This window comes from Pseudomonas sp. Marseille-Q8238, assembly GCF_965111915.1.
In genome coordinates this window covers 1,019,665-1,039,497 of record NZ_CBCOPI010000001.1, presented here as the reverse complement: position 1 = coordinate 1,039,497, position 19,833 = coordinate 1,019,665, and the positions used below count along the sequence as shown (strand labels likewise).

Sequence of the window (19,833 nt, the reverse complement as noted above, 5' to 3'; positions counted from 1 at the left end):
TCCATGGCCAGGCAAACCTCGCAGGGGTGAGGTGAAGCGGCTTTCCCGGTATAATCGCCCCCTTTTCTGCCGGCTATCCTATCCGTCATGAGCCAGTCCAGCGATCTGATCCAGTCCGCCCAACGCACCATCCGCCTCGAACTGGAGGCGATTCAAGACCTGCTCGCGCGCGTCAATGGCGACTTCGTTCGCGCCTGCGAATTGCTGCTCGCCTGCAAAGGCCGCGTCGTGGTGGTTGGCATGGGCAAGTCCGGGCACGTCGGCAACAAGATCGCCGCGACGCTGGCCAGCACCGGCACCCCGGCCTTCTTCGTTCATCCGGCCGAAGCCAGCCACGGCGACATGGGCATGATCACCCGCGACGATGTGGTAATCGCCCTGTCGAACTCCGGCTCCACGGCTGAAATCGTCACCCTGCTACCGCTGATCAAGCGCCTGGGCATCACCCTGATCAGCATGACCGGCAACCCGGAATCGCCGCTGGCCCAGGCTGCCGAGATCAATCTGGATGCGCGCGTAGCCCAGGAAGCCTGCCCGCTCAACCTGGCGCCGACCTCCTCGACCACTGTCTCGCTGGTCCTGGGTGACGCCCTGGCCATCGCCCTGCTCGAAGCACGCGGTTTTACCGCTGAAGACTTCGCCTTCTCTCACCCTGGCGGTGCCCTCGGCCGACGCCTGCTGCTGAAGGTCGAGAATGTCATGCACACCGGCGACAACCTGCCCTTGGTGGCACGCGGCACATCGCTGCGTGATGCCCTGATGGAAATGACACGCAAGGGCCTCGGCATGACCGTTATCGTCGAAGAGGATGGCACCCTAGGCGGGGTCTTCACCGACGGCGACCTGCGCCGAACCCTGGACCGCGACATTGATGTCCGAACCGCCAACATCGACCAGGTCATGACCGCGCACGGCAAGACTGCACGCCCGGAAATGCTCGCGGCCGAAGCGCTGAAGATCATGGAAGACCACAAGATCAGCGCCCTGGTGGTGGTCGATGAGCAGGATCGCCCAGTCGGCGCCTTCAACCTGGGTGACCTGCTGCGCGCAGGGGTGATGTAAATGAACACGGACCTGCTGCAACGCGCCGAAGCCATCAAGCTGGCAATCTTCGATGTCGACGGTGTACTGACCGACGGCAAGCTGTATTTCCTCGTCGACGGCAGCGAATTCAAGACCTTCAACACCCTCGACGGTCATGGCATCAAGATGCTAATCAACAGCGGCGTGCGTACGGCCATCATCAGCGGCCGCAAGACCCCTGTGGTCGAACGCCGGGCACAGAATCTGGGGATTCAGCACCTGTATCAGGGGCGCGAAGACAAACTGGTGGTGCTCGACGAACTGCTTGGCGAACTCGGACTACGCTATGACGAAGTCGCTTACCTGGGCGACGATCTGCCGGATCTTCCGGTAATCCGTCGTGTAGGCTTGGGCATGGCCGTCGCCAGCGCCGACGGCTTCGTTCGCCAACATGCCCACGGAGTCACAAGCGCCCGCGGAGGCGAAGGTGCCGCCCGCGAATTCTGCGAATTGATCATGCGCGCCCAAGGCACGCTCGACGCCGCCCAAGCGGCTTATCTGTAAGGTCCACCATGCTCGCCAAATTGCGCCTGCCATTGATCGCCTGCTTCGTCGCCGCCCTGCTGGCGGCCATCGGCTACTGGAATATCCGGCCAGAAACCTTCATGGACAGGGCCGCCACGGCGGAAGCCGAAAACGCCGTGGACTTCTACGTGATCAATGCCAGCACCCGACAGTTCCAGGAAGATGGCCGAATCCACTACGACATGACGGCCGACAAACTGGACCACATGAAAGCCACGGATACCACGCTGGTAAGCAAGCCGGATATGCAGCTATATCGAGGCACCGAGTACCCCTGGCACATCCGCAGCGACAGGGCCGAGGTTGCCCCGGAGGGCAAGGAAGTCGAGCTGATCGATGCAGTGCGTATCGCGCGCACCGATGCCAAGGGCCGCCCTACCGTGATCACCAGCAGCCGCATGACCCTATTTCCGAACGAGGAATATGCGCAAACCCGGCAAGCCGTTAGAATCGAGGCCGCCAACGGGGTTACCACGGCACAAGGAATGAAAGCGTACATGAATGACAGCAGGATACTCCTACTGTCCAACGTAAGAGGCCAGCATGAGGTTCGTTAAAACCCTCCCCCTACTGATCATCAGCCTGAGCGCCGCACTGGGAAGCGTGAGCGCATGGGCTCTGCCGAGCGACCGCGACCAACCCATCCGGGTTCAAGCCGACAGTGCCGAGCTGGATGACAAGCAAGGTGTAGCCGTATACCGCGGCGGCGTCGTCATCACCCAAGGCACCATGAAGATCACGGGTGACACCGTGACCATCACCCAGAACAAGGATGGCGAGGTCGATGTCTTTACCTCGATCGGCAAGCCCGCCTATTACGAGCAGAAACCCTCTGTCGACAAGCAGATCGTCAAAGCCTACGGCCTGACCATCCAGTATTTCGCCAGCAATGACCGCATCGTGCTGATCGATCAGGCCAAGGTGATCCAGGAAGGTAACACCTTCGAAGGCGAGAAGATCGTCTATGACACCCAGCGCCAGATCGTCAACGCCGGCCGCGCCAATGGTGCCTCGGTGAGCACACCGCGCCCACGCATCGACATGGTCATCCAGCCGCGCAAGAAAGCCGGCGAGCAGGAGCAGCCTCAGTAATGGCGACACTCAAGGCGCAGCATCTGGCGAAGAGCTACAAAGGCCGGCAAGTCGTGCGCGACGTCAGCCTGTCCATCGACAGCGGCCAGATCGTCGGCCTGCTCGGCCCTAACGGCGCCGGCAAGACCACCTGCTTCTACATGATCGTAGGCCTGGTCCAGGCCGACCAGGGGCGCGTACTGATCGACGACCTCGACGTCAGCCATCAGCCCATGCATGGCCGCGCTCGCGTGGGTATTGGCTACCTGCCTCAGGAAGCATCGATCTTCCGCAAGCTTTCGGTGGCCGACAACATCATGGCCATCCTGGAAACCCGCAAGGACCTCGACCGCGCGGGCCGGCAGAAGGCGCTCGAAAGCCTGCTGCAGGAATTCCATATCAGCCACATCCGCGACAACCTCGGCATGAGCCTGTCCGGCGGCGAACGCCGTCGTGTGGAAATCGCCCGCGCCTTGGCCACCGAACCCAAGTTCATCCTGCTGGATGAACCTTTTGCAGGTGTCGACCCGATTTCCGTGGGTGATATCAAGCAGATCATTCACCACCTGAAAGCCAAGGGCATCGGCGTTCTGATCACCGATCACAACGTCCGTGAAACCCTCGACATCTGTGAAACCGCCTACATTGTCAGCGATGGCCAACTTATCGCCGAGGGCGATTCGGCCAGCATCCTGGCTAACCAGCTGGTGAAAGAAGTCTACCTGGGCCACGAATTCCGCCTCTGACACAAACACGCACTCATTGCGCGGATATTGTCAAGCCTAGGCAAGGCCATCAGTTTCGGGCATATAATTTGCTTATTGGCGGCGCTCCGGCGCCCTGTAGTGAATGGCGCACCAGCGCCGGCAAATAAGGTGCAAAGCTTCCTGCCATGAAACCCTCGCTAGTCCTCAAGATGGGCCAGCAGCTGACGATGACGCCGCAGCTGCAACAGGCCATTCGCCTTCTCCAGCTTTCAACGCTGGACCTGCAACAGGAAATCCAGGAAGCGCTGGAGTCCAACCCAATGCTGGAGCGCCAGGAAGAAGGCGAGGACTTCGACAACTCCGACCCACTGGCCGATGGTGAAGAACAACCGCGCCAGGTCGAGCAGGAACCCAGCTATCAGGAAACCACTACTGCCACCGTCGAGAATCTCGAAGAAGGCGAGTGGCACGAAAGCATTCCCAACGAACTGCCAGTCGACACCGCCTGGGAAGACGTCTACCAGACCAGCGCCAGCAGCCTACCAAGCAACGACGATGACGAATGGGACTTCACCACCCGCACCTCGGCCGGCGAAAGCCTGCAGACCCACCTGCTATGGCAGCTCAACCTCGCACCGATGTCAGACACCGATCGCCTGATCGCCGTGACGCTCATCGACTGCATCAACGACCAGGGCTACCTGGAAGAGTCGCTCGAAGAAATCGTCGAAGCCTTCGATCCGGAAATGGACGTCGAGCTGGATGAAGTCGAAGCGGTTCTGCGGCGCATCCAGCACTTCGAACCCGCTGGTGTAGGCGCACGCGACCTGCGTGAATGCCTGCTCCTGCAATTGCGCCAGCATGCCGCCGATACGCCATGGCTCAGCGAAGCCCAGCGCCTGGTCAGCGACCATCTCGACCTGCTCGGCAGCCGCGACTACAGCCAACTGATGCGGCGCATGAAGCTCAAGGAAGATGAGCTGCGCCAGATCATCGAGCTGATCCAGAGCCTCAACCCACGCCCTGGCTCGCAGATCGAATCCAGCGAACCGGAATACGTGATCCCGGACGTCATCGTGCGCAAACACAACGAACGCTGGCTGGTCGAGCTGAACCAGGAAGCGGTCCCGCGCCTGCGGGTCAACGCGCAGTACGCCGGCTTCGTCAAACGCGCCGACTCCAGCACCGACAACACCTTCATGCGCAACCAGTTGCAGGAAGCCCGCTGGTTCATCAAGAGCCTGCAGAGCCGCAACGAAACCCTGATGAAGGTTGCCTCGCAGATCGTCGAGCACCAGCGCGGCTTTCTCGAATATGGTGACGAGGCGATGAAACCGCTGGTGCTGCACGACATTGCGGAAGCCGTCGGCATGCACGAGTCGACCATTTCCCGCGTGACCACGCAGAAATTCATGCATACACCCCGTGGCATATACGAGTTGAAATACTTCTTCTCCAGCCACGTCAGCACCTCGGAAGGCGGTGAATGCTCCTCCACCGCGATCCGCGCCATCATCAAAAAACTGGTTGCTGCGGAAAACGCTAAAAAGCCGTTGAGTGACAGCAAGATCGCTGGTTTACTGGAGGCACAGGGCATTCAGGTGGCCCGTCGCACAGTCGCCAAATACCGCGAATCCCTCGGGATAGCGCCTTCGAGCGAACGCAAACGACTGATGTGACCCGCCCCTGAGGGAAGGCTTTTGCAGAACTGTACAGACATCCGACCGGATCTCCAGAACAGTCCTGCAAAAGCCTTCCAAGCCAGAGTGTTACGGTGGCAGGCCCGCTAGCCTGTCTCTTACACACGGCAACAAGGAGAAGCGGTATGCAAGTCAACATCAGTGGACATCAACTGGATGTGACCGACGCCCTGCGCGACTATGTCGGCGAGAAACTCAGCAGACTGGAGCGCCATTTCGACAAGATCACCAACGTGCAGGTGATAATGGAGGTCGAAAAGCTCAAGCAAAAAATCGAAGCGACGCTCCACATCGCCGGCGGCGAGGTGGTAGCGAACGCCGAACACGAAGACATGTATGCAGCGATCGACCTGCTCGCTGACAAACTTGACCGTCAACTGATCAAACATAAGGAAAAGCAGCTCGGACGCCTACAAGGTGCAACCGCGCGCTAAAACCTAACCCTGACATGATCCGACTTGAAAACATCCTGACCCCCGGCCGTTCCCTAGTGAACGTGCCGGGCGGCAGTAAAAAGCGCGTTCTGGAACAGATTGCCAACCTGATCGCGCGCGAATTGCCCGACCTTGATGCGCAAGACATTTTCGAAAGCCTGATTGCCCGCGAAAAACTCGGCTCCACCGGGTTCGGCAACGGCATTGCCATTCCCCACTGTCGCTTGCCCGGCTGTGCTGCGCCGATCAGCGCGGTATTGCGTCTGGATGCGGCAGTTGATTTCGACGCCATCGATGGCGCACCAGTCGATCTGTTGTTCGTTCTGCTGGTCCCCGAAGCGGCGACCGACGAACATCTGGAGCTGCTGCGCCAGATTGCCAGCATGCTTGACCGTGCCGAAGTGCGCGAGCGTCTACGCCAGGCTCAAAGCAGTGAAAGCCTCTATCAGGTCGTCGTTGCCGTGCAAAACGGCCAATAACCCCAGGGTAGGAATACTGTCATGCGCCTGATCATCGTCAGCGGTCGCTCCGGCTCGGGAAAGAGCACCGCCCTCGACGTTCTGGAAGATAACGGCTTTTACTGCATCGATAACCTGCCCGCCGGCCTCTTGCCGGAACTGGCCGAGCGACTGCTACTGCAAACAGAATTGCTGCACCCGCAGGTCGCGGTGTCCATTGACGCCCGCAACCTGCCCAGCCAGCTCCAACGTTTTCCCGAACTGCTCGACGAAGTCCGCGCCCGACATATCCTCTGCGACGTGCTGTATCTCGATGCGGAAGAAGACACCCTGCTCAAGCGCTTCTCGGAAACCCGTCGTCGCCACCCGCTGACCAACGAGAATCGCTCGCTGGCCGAGGCCATCCGTGATGAGGCGCAGTTGCTCGGCCCGATCATCGACCTGGCCGACCTGAAGATCGATACCACCAACCTGAACCTCTATCAGCTACGCGACACACTGAAGCTACGTCTGCTGAACAAGCCGGAGCCAGGCACCGCCTTCCTGATCGAGTCTTTCGGTTTCAAGCGCGGCATGCCAGTGGATGCCGACCTGGTATTCGATGTGCGCTGCCTGCCAAACCCCTACTGGAAACCTGATCTACGGGAGATGTCCGGGCTTGAGCAACCAGTGGCCGAGTACCTGGCAGCCCAGCCGGATGTCGAAGAGATGTACCAGGATATCCATACCTACCTGAACAAGTGGCTGCCGCGCTTCGCCGCCAGCAATCGCTCCTATGTCACCATTGCCATCGGCTGCACCGGCGGTCACCATCGGTCGGTCTATCTGGCCAACCGACTGGGCGAAGCGCTCAAGCCGGTTCTGAAAAACGTCCAGGTTCGCCACCGCGACCTCAGCTAAGGATTTTCTGCTTAATGCCCGCCTGTGAAATCACCATCATCAACAAACTCGGCCTGCACGCCCGTGCAGCGGCCAAGTTCGTCGGCGTGGCGGGACGCTTTCCCTGCCAGATTCGCGCCGGGCGCACGCCCGAGAGCCTCGTCGACGGCAAAAGCATCATGGCGGTGATGATGCTCGCTGCCGGCAAGGGCACCAACCTGCACCTGCATACCGAAGGCGAGCGGGAAGACGAAGCGCTGAAGGCGCTGATCGAACTGGTCAACAATCGCTTCGACGAAGGCGAGTAAGCCCCCCACCTGCAACGATCCAGAAAGCACCTGAGCGTCAGCTCAGGCCAGCGCCGTATCCAGCACCATCATCAGACAGAACCCCGCCGCCAGCCCCAGGCTCGCTTCGGTCGCGAAACCCTTGCGATGCGACTCGGGGATGATTTCATGGGTTACCGCGAACAGCATGGCGCCAGCAGCCAGCGCCAAGCCCCACGGCAACAGCAACGCCGAAATACCCACCAGCCAGGCGCACAACACGGCGAACAGCGGCTCGACCAGACCGGAAGCAGCAGCAAGCAGCAGCGCGTTGCGGCGCCCCGTCCCCGCCGCCACCAGCACCAACGCAATAATCAGGCCCTCCGGCAGGTCCTGCAGGGCGATCCCCATCGCCAGACTGTCCGCCCCGGCCAACCCTGCCCCCGCGGAGACACCCACTGCCATGCCTTCAGGAATGTTATGCAGAACCACGGCAATCACGAACAGCAAAACCCGTGGCGGCAGCGGAGGACTATCACCGGCTGCGACCTCGAATCCGGGCTGCGGCAATAAACGCCCCAAGCCGAACAATGCACTGGCACCCAGCAAAAGGCCGAGACTGACCAAGCACCCTGCGCCCCATTTGGAAAATCCTTGATCACCCGCTGATTCCAATGCCGGAATCAGCAGGGAGAACACCGTGGCAGCCAGCATCACGCCGCCACCGAAGCCCAACAGCATGTCGGTGACGCGCGGCGAAACACCCCGCATCAACAGCACCGGCAGCGTGCCCAGTGCGGTGCCCAGCGCGCACAACAGACCACCCTGCAGGGCCCGCCAGATCTGCGGCTCGATAACCTGGGTGACGAATGACGACGCCTGCACCAGTAGCAAGGTGCTGCCACCCAGCACCACGGCAAAGCCGATGACATAACGCAATGCTCGACCCTGAGCACTGGAAAAACCTTGAAGCAAGGTGCGCATGGCGGCCCTTATCTGCTGATCAGCGGCCACCTGGCACGCGGAAAGGAATAGACGATGCCAAATCAGTTCAGCGTCGCGTGATAACGCCGAGCTACCTCAGCCCAATCGATGACGTTGTAGAACGCCCCGATGTATTCAGGACGGCGGTTCTGGTAGCGCAGGTAGTACGCGTGCTCCCACACATCCAGGCCAAGAATCGGGGTATTGCCGTGCATCAGCGGGCTGTCCTGATTGGCACTGCTCTCCACGATCAGGGTTTTCTCCGGCGTCACGCTGAGCCAGGCCCAACCACTGCCGAAACGACTCAGAGCCGCCTTGGTAAAGGCTTCCTTGAAGCTGGCAAAGCCGCCCAACTGCGTCTCGATGGCATCCGCTAGCGCCCCCGCCGGTTCACCACCGCCTTGCGGCGACATCACGGCCCAGAACAGGCTGTGATTGGCATGCCCCCCACCCTGGTTGATCACCGCAGCACGCAATGCCTGCGGCACCTGGTCGAGACGACCCAGCAATGCCTCGACCGACAGCTCGGCGAGCACATTGCCTTCCAGCGCGGCGTTGAGGTTGTTGATGTAGGTCTGATGATGCTTGCTGTAGTGGATCTCCATGGTCTGCGCATCGATATGCGGCTCCAGGGCATCGTAGGCATAGGGCAACGCAGGCAAGGTGTAGCTCATGTCAAACTCCTCAGTGACGGTAACGGGCGAACTGGCCCGGTGTATGGGCAAGGCCCGCCATGGACCCCAACAAGCGGTCGGTGCGCGGATAGGCACCGTACTCACCGATGAACTGCAGCAGCTCGGTATAGGTGCGCTGGCTATGGCGCATGGCCGCCGCACGCAGGGGCTGCGGCAAGCGGTTGTCAGCCATGGCCTGTAGCAAGCGCTCATGGCTGGCGCAGAGGTTTTCTGCCGTTTCTTCCGGCTGGCCCAACTGCAAATGCAGGTCGGCCAGGTTGTGGTGGGAAATGACGAAGGCCGCCACTACCGCCTCGACGTCCTGCCAACGCTCGAACAACAGCTGCACCTCGGCCAGGGCCTGCAGGTAATACTCGCGAGCCGCCACCCAATCACCGTCGTGGAAACAGCGGTTGCCTGTTTCGATGGTTCTTTTCCAGTGCTCCATTCGAGCCACCTCCTCGGCGACATATCTGTACCGAGGCGCCGTTACAGGCCACCCTGGGTAAGCTTTTCCGGGTTGAGCAACTGTTCGAGCTGCTCACGCCCCAGGTCGGTTTTTTCCAGGGCCACGTCAATGACCGGCCTACCCTGCTGATAGGCCTGCTTGGCGATTTCCGCCGCCTTGAGGTAGCCGATCAGCGGATTCAGCGCCGTGACCAGAATGGGATTGCGCTCCAGCGCCTCGCGGAGCTTGGGCTGATTGACCTTGAATGTGGCAATGGCCCGGTCGGCCAGCAGACGACTGACATTGCTCAGCAGCTCGATGCTGTGCAGCAGATTTTGCGCGATCACCGGCAGCATCACGTTCAGTTCGAAGTTGCCCGACTGGCCGGCGATCGCGATGGTCGCATCGTTGCCAATGACCTGGGCCGCCACCATGGCGGTGGCTTCCGGGATCACCGGATTGACCTTGCCCGGCATGATCGAGGAACCCGGCTGCAGCGCCTCCAGCTCGATCTCGGCGAGGCCGGCGAGTGGTCCGGAATTCATCCAGCGCAGGTCGTTGGCGATCTTCATCAACGACACGGCCGTGGTCTTGAGCTGGCCGGACACCGCCACAGCGGTGTCTTGCGAGCCGATCAGGGCGAAGAAGTTGGCGCCAGGCTGGAACGGCTGACCAGTCAGCCCCTTGAGTTCGACGCAGAAAAGCTCGGCGAAGCGCGGGTGGGCGTTGATCCCGGTACCCACTGCCGTCCCGCCCTGTGCCAGAGCCTGCAGGCTCGGCAAGAGCATGCGCAGGTGTTCGATATTGGCCTGGATCTGCTGCGCCCAACCATCGAGCACCTGGCTCATGCGTACCGGCATGGCATCCATCAGGTGCGTGCGGCCGGTTTTCACGTAGGGCTGCACCTCTAGAGACTTCTCGCAAAGCACGGTCAGCAGATGACCGAGTGCCGGCAGCAGGCGCTCACCGATTTCGATGGCAGCACTGACGTGAATGGTCGTCGGGATGATGTCGTTACTGCTTTGTCCGCAATTGACGTGGTCGTTGGGACTGACTTTCTCGCCAAGAACTCGGCTGGCCAGGGTGGCGATCACCTCGTTGGCATTCATGTTCGAGCTGGTGCCGGAGCCGGTCTGGAACACCTCGACCGGGAAATGCTGCATGAAATCCCCGGCCAGCAGCTCCTGGCAGGCCGTGACGATGGCATCGCCCTGCGCCGGGCTGATCTGCTCCAGGTCGACGTTGGCCCGCGCGGCAGCGGTCTTCGCCAGGATCAGAGCACGAATGAATGCAGCCGGCATGCGCTGCCCCGATACCGGGAAGTTATTCACCGCGCGCTGGGTCTGCGCGCCATACAACGCGTCGAGCGGCACGGCGAGCTCACCCATGCTGTCGTGTTCGATGCGGGTGCGAGTGTCAGTCATAGGGATTTCCTTCTGCCAGTTCGGACAATGAAAGGGAGGGCAGCATGTGCAGGGTGGCCAGGCGATTACGCAGGCGATTCAGCGTGTGCTGCTGCGCACGGCCATCGGCCAGGTGCTGCAGGGCGTAAAGGGAGCGGTAGGCGTTATCCAGGCACAGGTTGCGCCAATGCCAAGGCAGCGCCGGGTCACAAGCGCTGTCGAGCAACAGGTTGAGTGTGGTCAGCGCCATGCGCCAGGGACTCAACAGGCCGTGCTCGACCAGTTGCCGACCCAATGCCCAGTGCTGCTCCAACTGACGCGGTTCATCCGGCAACAGGGCGCAGCGGATACGGAAGCCCTGCCAGTGCCAGCAGTTCAGGCAAGGCATAGTGCGGGATCGAAACATGGGAAATGCCTCACTCGACGAATATGACATTAATTCTTATTTGATAAGAATAATCAATACTGTTTGAGTGATGGCGCGCAAAAGTGCGGCGGCGAGTAGGCTCGCCGATGTTTCGTGAGGGCGTGAGGGAAGTAAAAGCCCCGGAAGATACCGGGGCTGGATGACAAGCAACGCGTACTGAACCGCTGAATCAGTAAGCACCGAAGCCTTCTCCGGTGTGTACTGGCTTGCCTTGGGCGATGCGAGCGCGGCGTTACGGAGACGACGCGAGTCAGCTACCGGCGACGGTCATCCTCTCGATCAACACCGAGCCGGTCCGCACGTTGCCGCGCAGCTCCAGGTCATTACCCACCGCGACGATCTGTTTGAACATGTCGCGCATATTGCCGGCAATGGTGACTTCCTGGACCGGGAACTGGATCTCGCCATTCTCCACCCAGAACCCAGCCGCACCGCGCGAATAATCGCCGGTGACCATGTTCAGGCCATGCCCCATGAGCTCGGTGACCAGCAGGCCACGCCCCATGCGCCGGATCAGTGCCTGCTGATCCTCGTCGCCATGGCTGACGAACAGGTTATGCACCCCGCCGGCGTTGGCAGTACTTGGCATGCCCAGCTTGCGCCCCGAATAAGTGCCGAGGACATACGACACCAACTCGCCGCCTGCGACGAAAGGCTTGGCATACGTCGCCAGGCCATCGCCATCGAAACCGGAGCTGCCCATGGCCCGCGGGATATGCGGACGCTCATCGAGGTTTACCCATTCAGGAAACAGTCGCTCCCCCAGGGTACCTTCGAGGAACGACGACTTGCGGTAGAGGCTGCCACCGGAAATCGCCCCGAGAAAACTGCCCCATAGCCCGGTGGCCAGCTCGGCGGCGAACAGCACCGGCACATCGCAGGTCGGCACCGGGCGCGCGCCCAGGCGAGCAGCCGTGCGGGTGGCCGCTCGATGCCCGATCAGGGCTGGATCAGCCAGCAACTCGCCCTGGCGGTTGACGTCATACCAGTAGTCGCGCTGCATCTGCCCGTCCACCTCGGCAATCATCACGCAGCTCAGGCTATGCCGGGTGCTGGCGTAACCACCGATGAAGCCATGACTGTTGCCGTACACCCGGCAGCCCTGGTGTGTGTTGAGCGTGGTGCCGTCGGCATTGCTGATACGTGAGTCGGCAGCAAACGCCGCCTCCTCACAGGTCAGCGCCAGCTCGATGGCCCGCTCCGGAGCCAGGGCCCAGGGGTGATACAGGTCGAGTTCCGGCAGTTCACGGGCCATCAGCGCCGCATCAGCCAGGCCGGCACAATCGTCTTCCGAGGCATGCCTGGCGATGGCCAGCGCCGCGGCAACCGTCTCGCGAATCGCCGCGGCACCCGTGGCAGAGGTGCTCGCCGACCCCTTGCGCTGGCCGAGGTACAAGGTGATGCCAAAGCCCTCGTCACGGTTGAACTCGACCGTCTCCACCTCACGCTGGCGGACCGTGGTCGACAAGCCCTGCTCCATCGACACCGCCACCTCACAGGCGCTCGCACCCTGCCGACGGGCTTCGGCGAGGATCTGCTCGACCTGCTCCTGCAAGGCCGGCAACGCCTGCGGACCTACCCCTTCTGCTGCACTCATACATCACTCCAAAACGTCAGACCGGCCGCTCATCCCACAAGCACACTGCTTGCGGCGTGAGGCTTGCCGTTACCCTTGCTGCTATCATGACGGCGTTTCCATCTGGACCGCCCCCATGGCTGATTCTTACGACGAAGACTTCTCCGGCGAGAAGAGCAAAACCCAGGTCAAGCGCGAGCTGCATGCCCTGCAGGACCTCGGTCAACGCCTGACCACCCTCAAACCCGATCTGCAGGCCAAGCTGCCGCTCACCGACGCACTGCGTAAAGCCCTGGCCGAAGCGCCGAAACACACGGCCAACGCAGCGAAAAAGCGCCACGTCCAGTTCATCGGCAAGCTCATGCGTGAACAGGACATCGAGGGCATCCTCACCCTGATCGACCAGGTCGACAGCTCCACCCGCGAATACAACGAGCGCTTCCACAACCTCGAGCGCTGGCGCGACCGCCTGATCACCGGTGACGACAACACCCTGGAGAGCTTCGTCGTCGACTACCCGGAAACCGACCGCCAGCACCTGCGCAGCCTGATCCGTCATGCCCAGCACGAAGCAGCGCGGAACAAACCGCCAGCCGCCGCGCGCAAGGTCTTCAAATACATCCGCGACCTCGATGAAACACAACGCGGATTGCGTTGACCCTACAGGTCGGGTGACGAGATAACGCCTCCAGCCCGACCATTTCTACGCATACAGCCACCAAACAAAACCGCCGACCACCACGGTCAACAGCTCAATCCCCCCGAGGGCAATCAACCAGCGCTCGCTGCGGACAGTCCTCACGGGACGTATCCGGCCCAGCGTCACGGCGATCACCGTCCAACGTCCCAACGCGAAGCAACACACGTCGAATAGCCAGTCGCACAACGCCCAAAAAGCCAGCGCAAGCGCTTCCTGCACCATCAGCCGCCCGTGCCGCCCACGGTAATCGCATCGATCTTCAAGGTCGGCTGGCCGACGCCCACCGGCACTGACTGCCCATCCTTGCCGCAGGTGCCGACGCCACTGTCCAGGGCCAGGTCGTTACCGACCATCGAGACCTTGCTCATGGCCTCCGGACCATTGCCAATCAGGGTTGCGCCCTTGACCGGCGCAGTGATCTTGCCGTCCTCGATCAGGTAGGCCTCGCTGGTGGAAAAGACGAACTTGCCGCTGGTGATATCGACCTGGCCACCGCCGAGGTTGGCGCAGTAGATGCCCTTCTTCACCGAGCGGATGATTTCCTCCGGGTCGCTCTCGCCGGCCAGCATGTAGGTATTGGTCATGCGCGGCATCGGCAGGTGCGCATAGGATTCGCGACGACCATTGCCGGTACGCGCCACGCCCATCAGGCGCGCGTTGAGCTTGTCCTGCATGTAGCCCTTGAGCACGCCATTTTCGATCAGAGTGGTGCACTGGGTTGGCGTACCTTCGTCGTCCATGCTCAGCGAACCACGGCGCTCGGCCAGGGTGCCGTCGTCGACGATGGTGCACAGGCTGGACGCCACTTTCTGGCCAATCTTGCCGCTGTAGTTCGAACTGCCCTTGCGGTTGAAGTCGCCCTCCAGGCCATGGCCCACCGCCTCGTGCAGCAGCACCCCGGACCAACCAGCGCCCATCACCACCGGCAGCGTTCCGGCTGGCGCAGCAACGGCTTCGAGGTTGACCAGCGCCTGGCGCAACGCCTCACGGGCATAACCCATGGCACGGTCTTCTGCGAGAAAATAACGGTAATCGGTGCGTCCGCCACCACCATGCCCGCCCCGCTCACGACGGCCATTCTGCTCGACGATAACGCTGACATTGAAGCGCACCAGCGGGCGGATATCCGCCCCCAGGCTACCATCGCTGGCAGCGACAAGGATGCGATCCCACACACCGGCGAGGCTGACGGTGACCTGCTTGATCCGTGAGTCGAGGGCGCGAGTTGCTACATCGATACGCTTGAGCAGCTCGACCTTCTCGGCGCGGTCGATCACATCCAGCGGATTGCCTGGCGCGTACAGCGCGGTGACCTGTGGGCTGTCGAACGCCTGCACACGCCCTTCCTGTCCGGCGCGGGAGATCGAACGGGCAGCCCGCGCGGCCTGGCTCAGCGCCGTTACGCTGATGGCGTTGCTGTAGGCGAATCCGGTTTTCTCGCCAGACTGTGCACGCACACCAACACCCTGATCGAGATTGAAGCTGCCCTCCTTGACGATGCCATCCTCGAGCACCCAGCTCTCGGAAATCTGACTCTGGAAGTACAGATCGGCAGCATCGATGCCCGGCCCGGACAGTTCGCCGAGAATCGCCGGCAACTGCTCGATGCTCAGGCCGCCGGGAGCCAGCAGGTGTTCGCTGACCGATAACAACAGGTTACTCATAACATCTCCGTAGGCGCCGGCCCAGGATCGGCCGGGGCAAAAAATCGTCGGTGGGCCAGCACCGGCATGCGCTGGCGGATGGCCGCCTGCTCGGCAGCATCCGGCGTGGTCAGCAGCAGCCCCTCGCCACTGGCTTGCTCGGCAAGCACCCGCCCCCAAGGGTCAATGATCGCCGAGTGACCGAAGGTTTCACGGCCACCCGGGTGAAAACCACCCTGCCCGGCCGCCAATACATAACATTGGGTTTCAATGGCCCGCGCACGCAGCAATACCTGCCAGTGCGCCGCGCCGGTGACCGCGGTAAAGGCCGCCGGTGCGGTAATCAATTCGGCGCCTGCCATACGCAGAGCGCTGTACAGTTCGGGGAAGCGCAGGTCATAGCATACGCTCAAGCCAAGCCGCCCAACCGGCGTGTCGGCAACCACTACGCGAGCGCCGAACGCATAGTCATCCGACTCGCGGTAACGTCCACGGCTATCTGCTACGTCAACATCGAACAGGTGCAATTTGTCGTAGCGTGCCACTCGCTCGCCCTGGTCGTCGACCAGCAAGGAGCAGGCGTAGGCCTTGCCCTGCGGCTGGTCATCGGCTGGCAGCGGCAAGGTGCCGGCGACTATCCATAACCTGAGGTCACGCGCGGTCTGTTTCAACCACGGCAGTATCGGGCCCTGACCGATGGCTTCGAGCCGGCCGATCTCGGCAAGGTCGCGACGGCCCATGGCGGCAAAGTTCTCCGGCAGCACGGCCAGGCGCGCCCCTGCAGCGGCGGCCTGTTCCAGCAAGCGTCGCGCCGAGGCGAGGTTGGCCAGCACATCGTCCTGGCTGACCATCTGAATCACCGCAAGGGACATGGCAACTCCTGGAAATGACTACGCCGCAGGACACCTGCGACGCGCTGACTAGAGCTTATCGTGCGTGGCTGAGCGTTCAATTGGGTTTTTCGAACGGCTTGTCGAATGTGATTTCCGGGTTTTGCCACGAGCCCTTGACCTCGTACTGCACACTGGCGAAACGCGCGACGCGATCCCCCAGCAGCTTGTCGACCACGAACAGCGCACCGCCGATGGCCGGCGCACCGACAATCAGGGCCGCCAAAGGCAAGTTGTTGGTCACTGGCAGAGTCACCAGCAGCTTGGCATCGATCTGGTCACGCGCCATGTCCAGCGTGCCATTGAGCTCAAGCCCGGTAGACGGGCCCTCCATCTTGATCGGCTCACGGGTCACGAATACGCCCTTGTTGGCGGACAACACCCCTTTGACCCGGTCATAGCTCAGGCCTTTGCCCAGCAGATCGGAGAAATCCAGGCGCAGCCGCCGGCCAATGGAATTGAAGTTGAGCAGGCCGAAAACCCGCAGCGCTGATGCAGAGCCCTGCACCTCGACGAACTGGCCATTACGCAGGCTGGCATCCATGGTGCCGCTGAAGCGCTTGAGGCTGAACCAGGCTGGAGAGCCAGGCCAGCGCCCGTTGGCATCCAGATGGAAGCGTTCGCTGGTCGCCGTTGGTGCGAAGCGCCAGGCCAACAAGACATCGGACAGATTCTTGCCCTCCAGGCGCCCCATGAACCAGGTATCGAACGCGCCCGGCGTACCCTCCCAACCGAGCTGCCCCTTGATGTGCAAGCCCTTGAGCTCCACGTTCAGGTCATTGAAGCGCGCACCTTGCGCGGTGGGTCGCACTTTCAGCGCCCAGGCGCCCAGGCGCTCGCTGCCCTGCATGACCCGAGTGATACGCACGTCCATGGCGGGAATCTGTCGGGGGTCGAAACCGGCCAGAGGGTCAGGCTTGTTCTCATCTTCAGCGTTGGCTTCCTTGGCTGCCGGGAAGGTCAGGTGCAACAGATCGACCTGGATCGGCGTGCCGTCGCTATCCGGCAAGCCGATATCGCCCGCCAGGAGGTCACTGTCGAGCCCGATGGTCCAGCCTGCATCCCGACGCGCCAGTTGCACCAGCAGGTTATCCACCTGAGTACCGAAGCCGTCGAAGCGACCGATCCGTACACTCGCGCCCCGGAACAGCCCGAGCGAGCCTTTCGCTTGCTGCTGCACGGAATAGCGCTTGATCACCTCCTGCCAAGCACTCAGGTCAAGCGCATCGACACGTCCGTCGACACGCAGACCGGTACTGACCGGCAGGCTGGCAGAACCTTCCCCCAAATGCAGGCGCCCACGCCCCTGCATGACCTGACCTGGCGGCGCAGCGAAAGCCAGGCTGGCCTGGTCCGCGTAATCCAGCCAGTAGCGGCGCTCGTTGCCCTGCAAGGTCATCCGCCAGACAGCGGCACGGCTGTCACCAGCAGCCTTGCCGAAGGGCGCAGGCAGATCAATGGTCGTGCCCTTGAGATCCGAGCTGATGCGCAACTGACTGTCGACCCCGTCCAGGGTCAGCCCCAGTGCGTAGGGCAGTTCCCCCTTGAGCGGCAACGCCTGGGTCACGCCCAGCCACTTGGTCAGCGTCGCCACGGGCACCCGACCATTGGCCTCGATGCGGCTGCGCGGTTTGCCACGACTGCCTTCGGCCACTGCCCGACCACGTACCGCACGACCAAAGACCTCGGCACGAATGTCGGGAGCGCTCAGTCCCTTGGCGGTATCGAAGCGAAACGCCCCCTTGAGATGGTTCAGCTCCAGCGCCGGGCTGCTCAGTTTCAGGCGCGCCTCATCGGTGGCGAAATCCACCTGCACATTGGGCGCCAGGCCTTGTGCCAATGGAATATCGAGCTTGAGCGCGCCGTTCACCGATCCTTGTCCTTCCCAGCCGGCAAAGGTCTCTGCGGTGCCGATTGGGGTTTCCTGAAGAATCTTCAACGCATCCGGTACGCTGCTTTCCAGCTTGCCGTCGAGCAGCAGGCGAGTCGTCTGTCCAGGCTGCACATGGGGAATATCCACCGCCACATCCCGCACCCGGCTATCGAGAATTTGCCCCTCGGGCGCCCTCACTCGCACCCCGGTCGGTTCGATCAGTACCTCACCACGGGCTTCGCGCAGCGCCGGCCAACCTGGCTGGAAGGCCAGCTCGGCATCGTGTACCCGGAAGAACAGGCTGATAGCGTGCGCCGCCGGATCGGCACCCTTGGCCAGAGAACCCTGGTACTGGAAGTAGCCCTCGTCGATACGCCCACCGCGAATGGCCGTGTTCAACCACTCGGCCAATTTCGGACTCATGGCCGGCGATACAGTGGGCAGGTACTTGCTTGTGAAACGCGCATCGCCATCGCTCAGGCCGACGCGCAGGTCCATGTAGTCTTCACGCTCCGGGTCCTTGAGCAGGCGGATGAGGAAGTCACCGGCGATCTTGCCCTCCTCCCCATCTACCTGCAGATACGGGCTGCGCAGGGTGAAGCCCTCCGCATCGATGTGCCAGAACAGCTGCGCCTTGGCATGCCGATACCGCCACGTTTCCGGAAACAGGTGATCGAGGTACAGACCGAAGTTCTCGCTATCAGCGCGCCCTTCACCATCGGCCAGGTCGCCGGTCACGCTACCGCTGGCATTCTCCACACCGGGAATGCCATGCCAGGGGCTGATACTCACCTGGCTCAGGTTGGCCGAATAGCGCAGGCGTCGGGCATCGCTCAGTTGCGGGCGGTAATCCAGCTGGATATTGCTCAGGGTGCCGCGTGGTTTCAGCTCGCGCAGTGCCTCAGCGGCCTTTTCCGGCAATGGCGCCAGCGCCTGGATTACCGGACCAAGGGGGTCGAGCTCCAGGCGATCGGCACTGAGCAACCACTGTTCATCGCCCTCATCACCTTTCAGCTTATGACTGAGCTTCAGGTGCACTTCGCCCCAACGTGTTTCGTCCAGGTTCATGGCCAGGGAATCGAGCAACACATCAAAACCGGCCTTGCTGCGGTTAAAGAAGGCATTTACGGCGACGTTATCGACCTTGACCGGCTTGCGTTCCTGATAAGCAGCCGTTACTTCGGGCGCATGCACGCGCAGCGCGGCACGCTGGACCTGCTCATCCTTCCAGTCCAGCCAGACTTCACCGCCGGCGCGCAGCTGCTCCAGGCGCCAGTCCCGCGTCAGATTTTTAGGTAACAACTTGGCCCAATCGCTTTGCGGCAGGCTGAGGTAGACCTCGGCCGTACTGGCGCGCCAATTCTCGGCATGCAGGCGGCTGCGTACCTGCAGGGAAACAGGCTGGCCATCGGGCAACAACAGGCGCGCATCGAGCCGTTGGCGATTGACGCCGTTGCGCAAGGTCAGATTGGCGTAGGTGAAACTCAGCGGCGGCTGTTCGAACGGTTCCAGGGTGAACTGGCTGTCGAGCAATGACAGCTGCGCAATGCTCTGCAAGGCCTGAAAAGCCTTGGCCGGGTCCATGGGTTTATTGGGGTCACTCGCCGGCAACCCTTCGACCGACCACTTTCCCTCGGCATCCTGGCGCAGGCTCAGTTGCAAGCCATCCAGCTCCAGGTTGGCAATACGCAGCTGGCGCGCCAGCAGGCTGGCCAGCAGATCAGGCACCACGCGCACCTGATCGAGACGCACGCTGCTGTCACCGCTGCCAATCAGCACGTCATGCGCCAGCAGCACCGGCGTCATGCCACGCCAGCGGCCTTCCAGACTGCCGATGCCGACCGGCATGTGCAGCGCAGCCTCGGCCTTCTCCTGCACCTCGTCACGGTACTCGGCTACCAGCGGCACCAGCTCGCGCCCCAGGCTGACGTACAGCGCCGCGCCAATCAGCAATAGCGCACAGAAGCCGAGCAGCAGCCGTAGCAAACTGGCGAAAAACCGCGCCAGCCTATTCATGCCACCCCGTTAACGAAGGTGATTGCAGCGCACTTTCGTAGGGTGCGCCGTGCACACCAGAAAGCCCGCGCAGGGT

Annotated in this window: 21 protein-coding genes; 11 read left to right on the top strand and 10 right to left on the bottom strand. The window is 61.9% G+C overall.

The genetic code is table 11. The features are described 5' to 3' along the window. The first annotated feature begins 87 nt into the window (after window positions 1-87). From ACWPW0_RS04595 to ACWPW0_RS04550, 10 genes are all read left to right on the top strand, one after another. Window positions 88-1,062 (top strand): KpsF/GutQ family sugar-phosphate isomerase, encoded by a 975-nt coding sequence (locus ACWPW0_RS04595; protein ID WP_447589426.1) that lies wholly within the window; start codon window positions 88-90, stop codon window positions 1,060-1,062. Further along, on the top strand, window positions 1,063-1,587 hold the full coding sequence (locus ACWPW0_RS04590; protein ID WP_454254565.1) for a KdsC family phosphatase: 525 nt from the start codon (window positions 1,063-1,065) through the stop codon (window positions 1,585-1,587). It begins immediately after the preceding gene. An 8-nt stretch (window positions 1,588-1,595) separates the two neighbouring features. After that, window positions 1,596-2,165 carry an LPS export ABC transporter periplasmic protein LptC gene (gene lptC, locus ACWPW0_RS04585; RefSeq protein WP_447589422.1) on the top strand — a complete coding sequence of 190 codons (570 nt, stop codon included), beginning with the start codon at window positions 1,596-1,598 and terminating at the stop codon, window positions 2,163-2,165. Then, window positions 2,152-2,700 carry a lipopolysaccharide transport periplasmic protein LptA gene (lptA, locus tag ACWPW0_RS04580; RefSeq protein WP_447589420.1) on the top strand — a complete coding sequence of 183 codons (549 nt, stop codon included), beginning with the start codon at window positions 2,152-2,154 and terminating at the stop codon, window positions 2,698-2,700. Before lptC ends, lptA begins: the two co-directional genes overlap by 14 nt. After that, window positions 2,700-3,425: an LPS export ABC transporter ATP-binding protein gene (lptB, locus tag ACWPW0_RS04575; protein ID WP_447589419.1), complete on the top strand. Its 726-nt coding sequence runs from the start codon at window positions 2,700-2,702 to the stop codon at window positions 3,423-3,425. The genes lptA and lptB overlap by 1 nt, the downstream gene beginning before the upstream one ends. A 146-nt stretch (window positions 3,426-3,571) precedes the next feature. Next, the gene (locus tag ACWPW0_RS04570) at window positions 3,572-5,065 is read left to right on the top strand and encodes an RNA polymerase factor sigma-54 (protein WP_454254564.1); all 1,494 of its coding nucleotides are present in this window, start codon (window positions 3,572-3,574) and stop codon (window positions 5,063-5,065) included. Window positions 5,066-5,211: 146 nt separating this feature from the next. After that, a complete protein-coding gene (gene hpf / locus ACWPW0_RS04565; RefSeq protein WP_447589417.1) occupies window positions 5,212-5,520 on the top strand; it encodes a ribosome hibernation-promoting factor, HPF/YfiA family in 309 nt (102 codons plus the stop codon). A gap of 14 nt (window positions 5,521-5,534) precedes the next feature. Then, window positions 5,535-5,999, top strand: coding sequence for a PTS IIA-like nitrogen regulatory protein PtsN (ptsN, locus tag ACWPW0_RS04560; protein ID WP_447589415.1), 465 nt, complete (start codon window positions 5,535-5,537; stop codon window positions 5,997-5,999). A 21-nt stretch (window positions 6,000-6,020) separates the two neighbouring features. Next, window positions 6,021-6,878: an RNase adapter RapZ gene (gene rapZ / locus ACWPW0_RS04555; RefSeq protein ID WP_447589413.1), complete on the top strand. Its 858-nt coding sequence runs from the start codon at window positions 6,021-6,023 to the stop codon at window positions 6,876-6,878. 14 nt (window positions 6,879-6,892) lie between these two features. Continuing rightward, window positions 6,893-7,165, top strand: a complete 273-nt coding sequence (locus ACWPW0_RS04550) for an HPr family phosphocarrier protein (RefSeq protein ID WP_447589411.1) — start codon at window positions 6,893-6,895, stop codon at window positions 7,163-7,165. Between the two features lie 42 nt (window positions 7,166-7,207). Here ACWPW0_RS04550 and ACWPW0_RS04545 read toward each other — a convergent pair whose 3' ends face one another. From ACWPW0_RS04545 to pmbA, 6 genes are all read right to left on the bottom strand, one after another. After that, window positions 7,208-8,107: a ZIP family metal transporter gene (locus tag ACWPW0_RS04545; protein ID WP_454254563.1), complete on the bottom strand. Its 900-nt coding sequence runs from the start codon at window positions 8,105-8,107 to the stop codon at window positions 7,208-7,210. Window positions 8,108-8,169: 62 nt separating this feature from the next. Continuing rightward, entirely contained in the window at window positions 8,170-8,781 is a 612-nt protein-coding gene (locus ACWPW0_RS04540; protein ID WP_454254562.1) for a superoxide dismutase, read from the bottom strand. 10 nt (window positions 8,782-8,791) lie between these two features. After that, window positions 8,792-9,229, bottom strand: a complete 438-nt coding sequence (locus tag ACWPW0_RS04535) for a hypothetical protein (protein WP_447589405.1) — start codon at window positions 9,227-9,229, stop codon at window positions 8,792-8,794. Between the two features lie 41 nt (window positions 9,230-9,270). Next, a complete protein-coding gene (locus ACWPW0_RS04530; protein ID WP_454254561.1) occupies window positions 9,271-10,653 on the bottom strand; it encodes a class II fumarate hydratase in 1,383 nt (460 codons plus the stop codon). After that, a complete protein-coding gene (locus ACWPW0_RS04525; RefSeq protein WP_447589401.1) occupies window positions 10,646-11,038 on the bottom strand; it encodes a FagA protein in 393 nt (130 codons plus the stop codon). The genes ACWPW0_RS04530 and ACWPW0_RS04525 overlap by 8 nt, the downstream gene beginning before the upstream one ends. 271 nt (window positions 11,039-11,309) lie before the next feature. Next, window positions 11,310-12,656 carry a metalloprotease PmbA gene (pmbA, locus tag ACWPW0_RS04520; protein ID WP_454254560.1) on the bottom strand — a complete coding sequence of 449 codons (1,347 nt, stop codon included), beginning with the start codon at window positions 12,654-12,656 and terminating at the stop codon, window positions 11,310-11,312. Window positions 12,657-12,771: 115 nt separating this feature from the next. Here pmbA and yjgA point away from each other — a divergent pair, with 115 nt between their 5' ends. Next, window positions 12,772-13,293, top strand: a complete 522-nt coding sequence (gene yjgA, locus ACWPW0_RS04515) for a ribosome biogenesis factor YjgA (protein WP_447589398.1) — start codon at window positions 12,772-12,774, stop codon at window positions 13,291-13,293. Window positions 13,294-13,338: 45 nt separating this feature from the next. Here yjgA and ACWPW0_RS04510 read toward each other — a convergent pair whose 3' ends face one another. From ACWPW0_RS04510 to ACWPW0_RS04495, 4 genes are all read right to left on the bottom strand, one after another. Next, entirely contained in the window at window positions 13,339-13,557 is a 219-nt protein-coding gene (locus tag ACWPW0_RS04510; RefSeq protein WP_447589397.1) for a hypothetical protein, read from the bottom strand. Further along, complete coding sequence (gene tldD, locus ACWPW0_RS04505) at window positions 13,557-14,999, bottom strand: metalloprotease TldD (RefSeq protein WP_454254559.1); 1,443 nt, start codon at window positions 14,997-14,999, stop codon at window positions 13,557-13,559. Before tldD ends, ACWPW0_RS04510 begins: the two co-directional genes overlap by 1 nt. Then, a complete protein-coding gene (locus ACWPW0_RS04500; RefSeq protein ID WP_454254558.1) occupies window positions 14,996-15,850 on the bottom strand; it encodes a carbon-nitrogen hydrolase family protein in 855 nt (284 codons plus the stop codon). The genes tldD and ACWPW0_RS04500 overlap by 4 nt, the downstream gene beginning before the upstream one ends. 76 nt (window positions 15,851-15,926) lie before the next feature. Next, complete coding sequence (locus ACWPW0_RS04495; protein WP_454254557.1) at window positions 15,927-19,757, bottom strand: YhdP family protein; 3,831 nt, start codon at window positions 19,755-19,757, stop codon at window positions 15,927-15,929. Window positions 19,758-19,833: the final 76 nt, after the last annotated feature.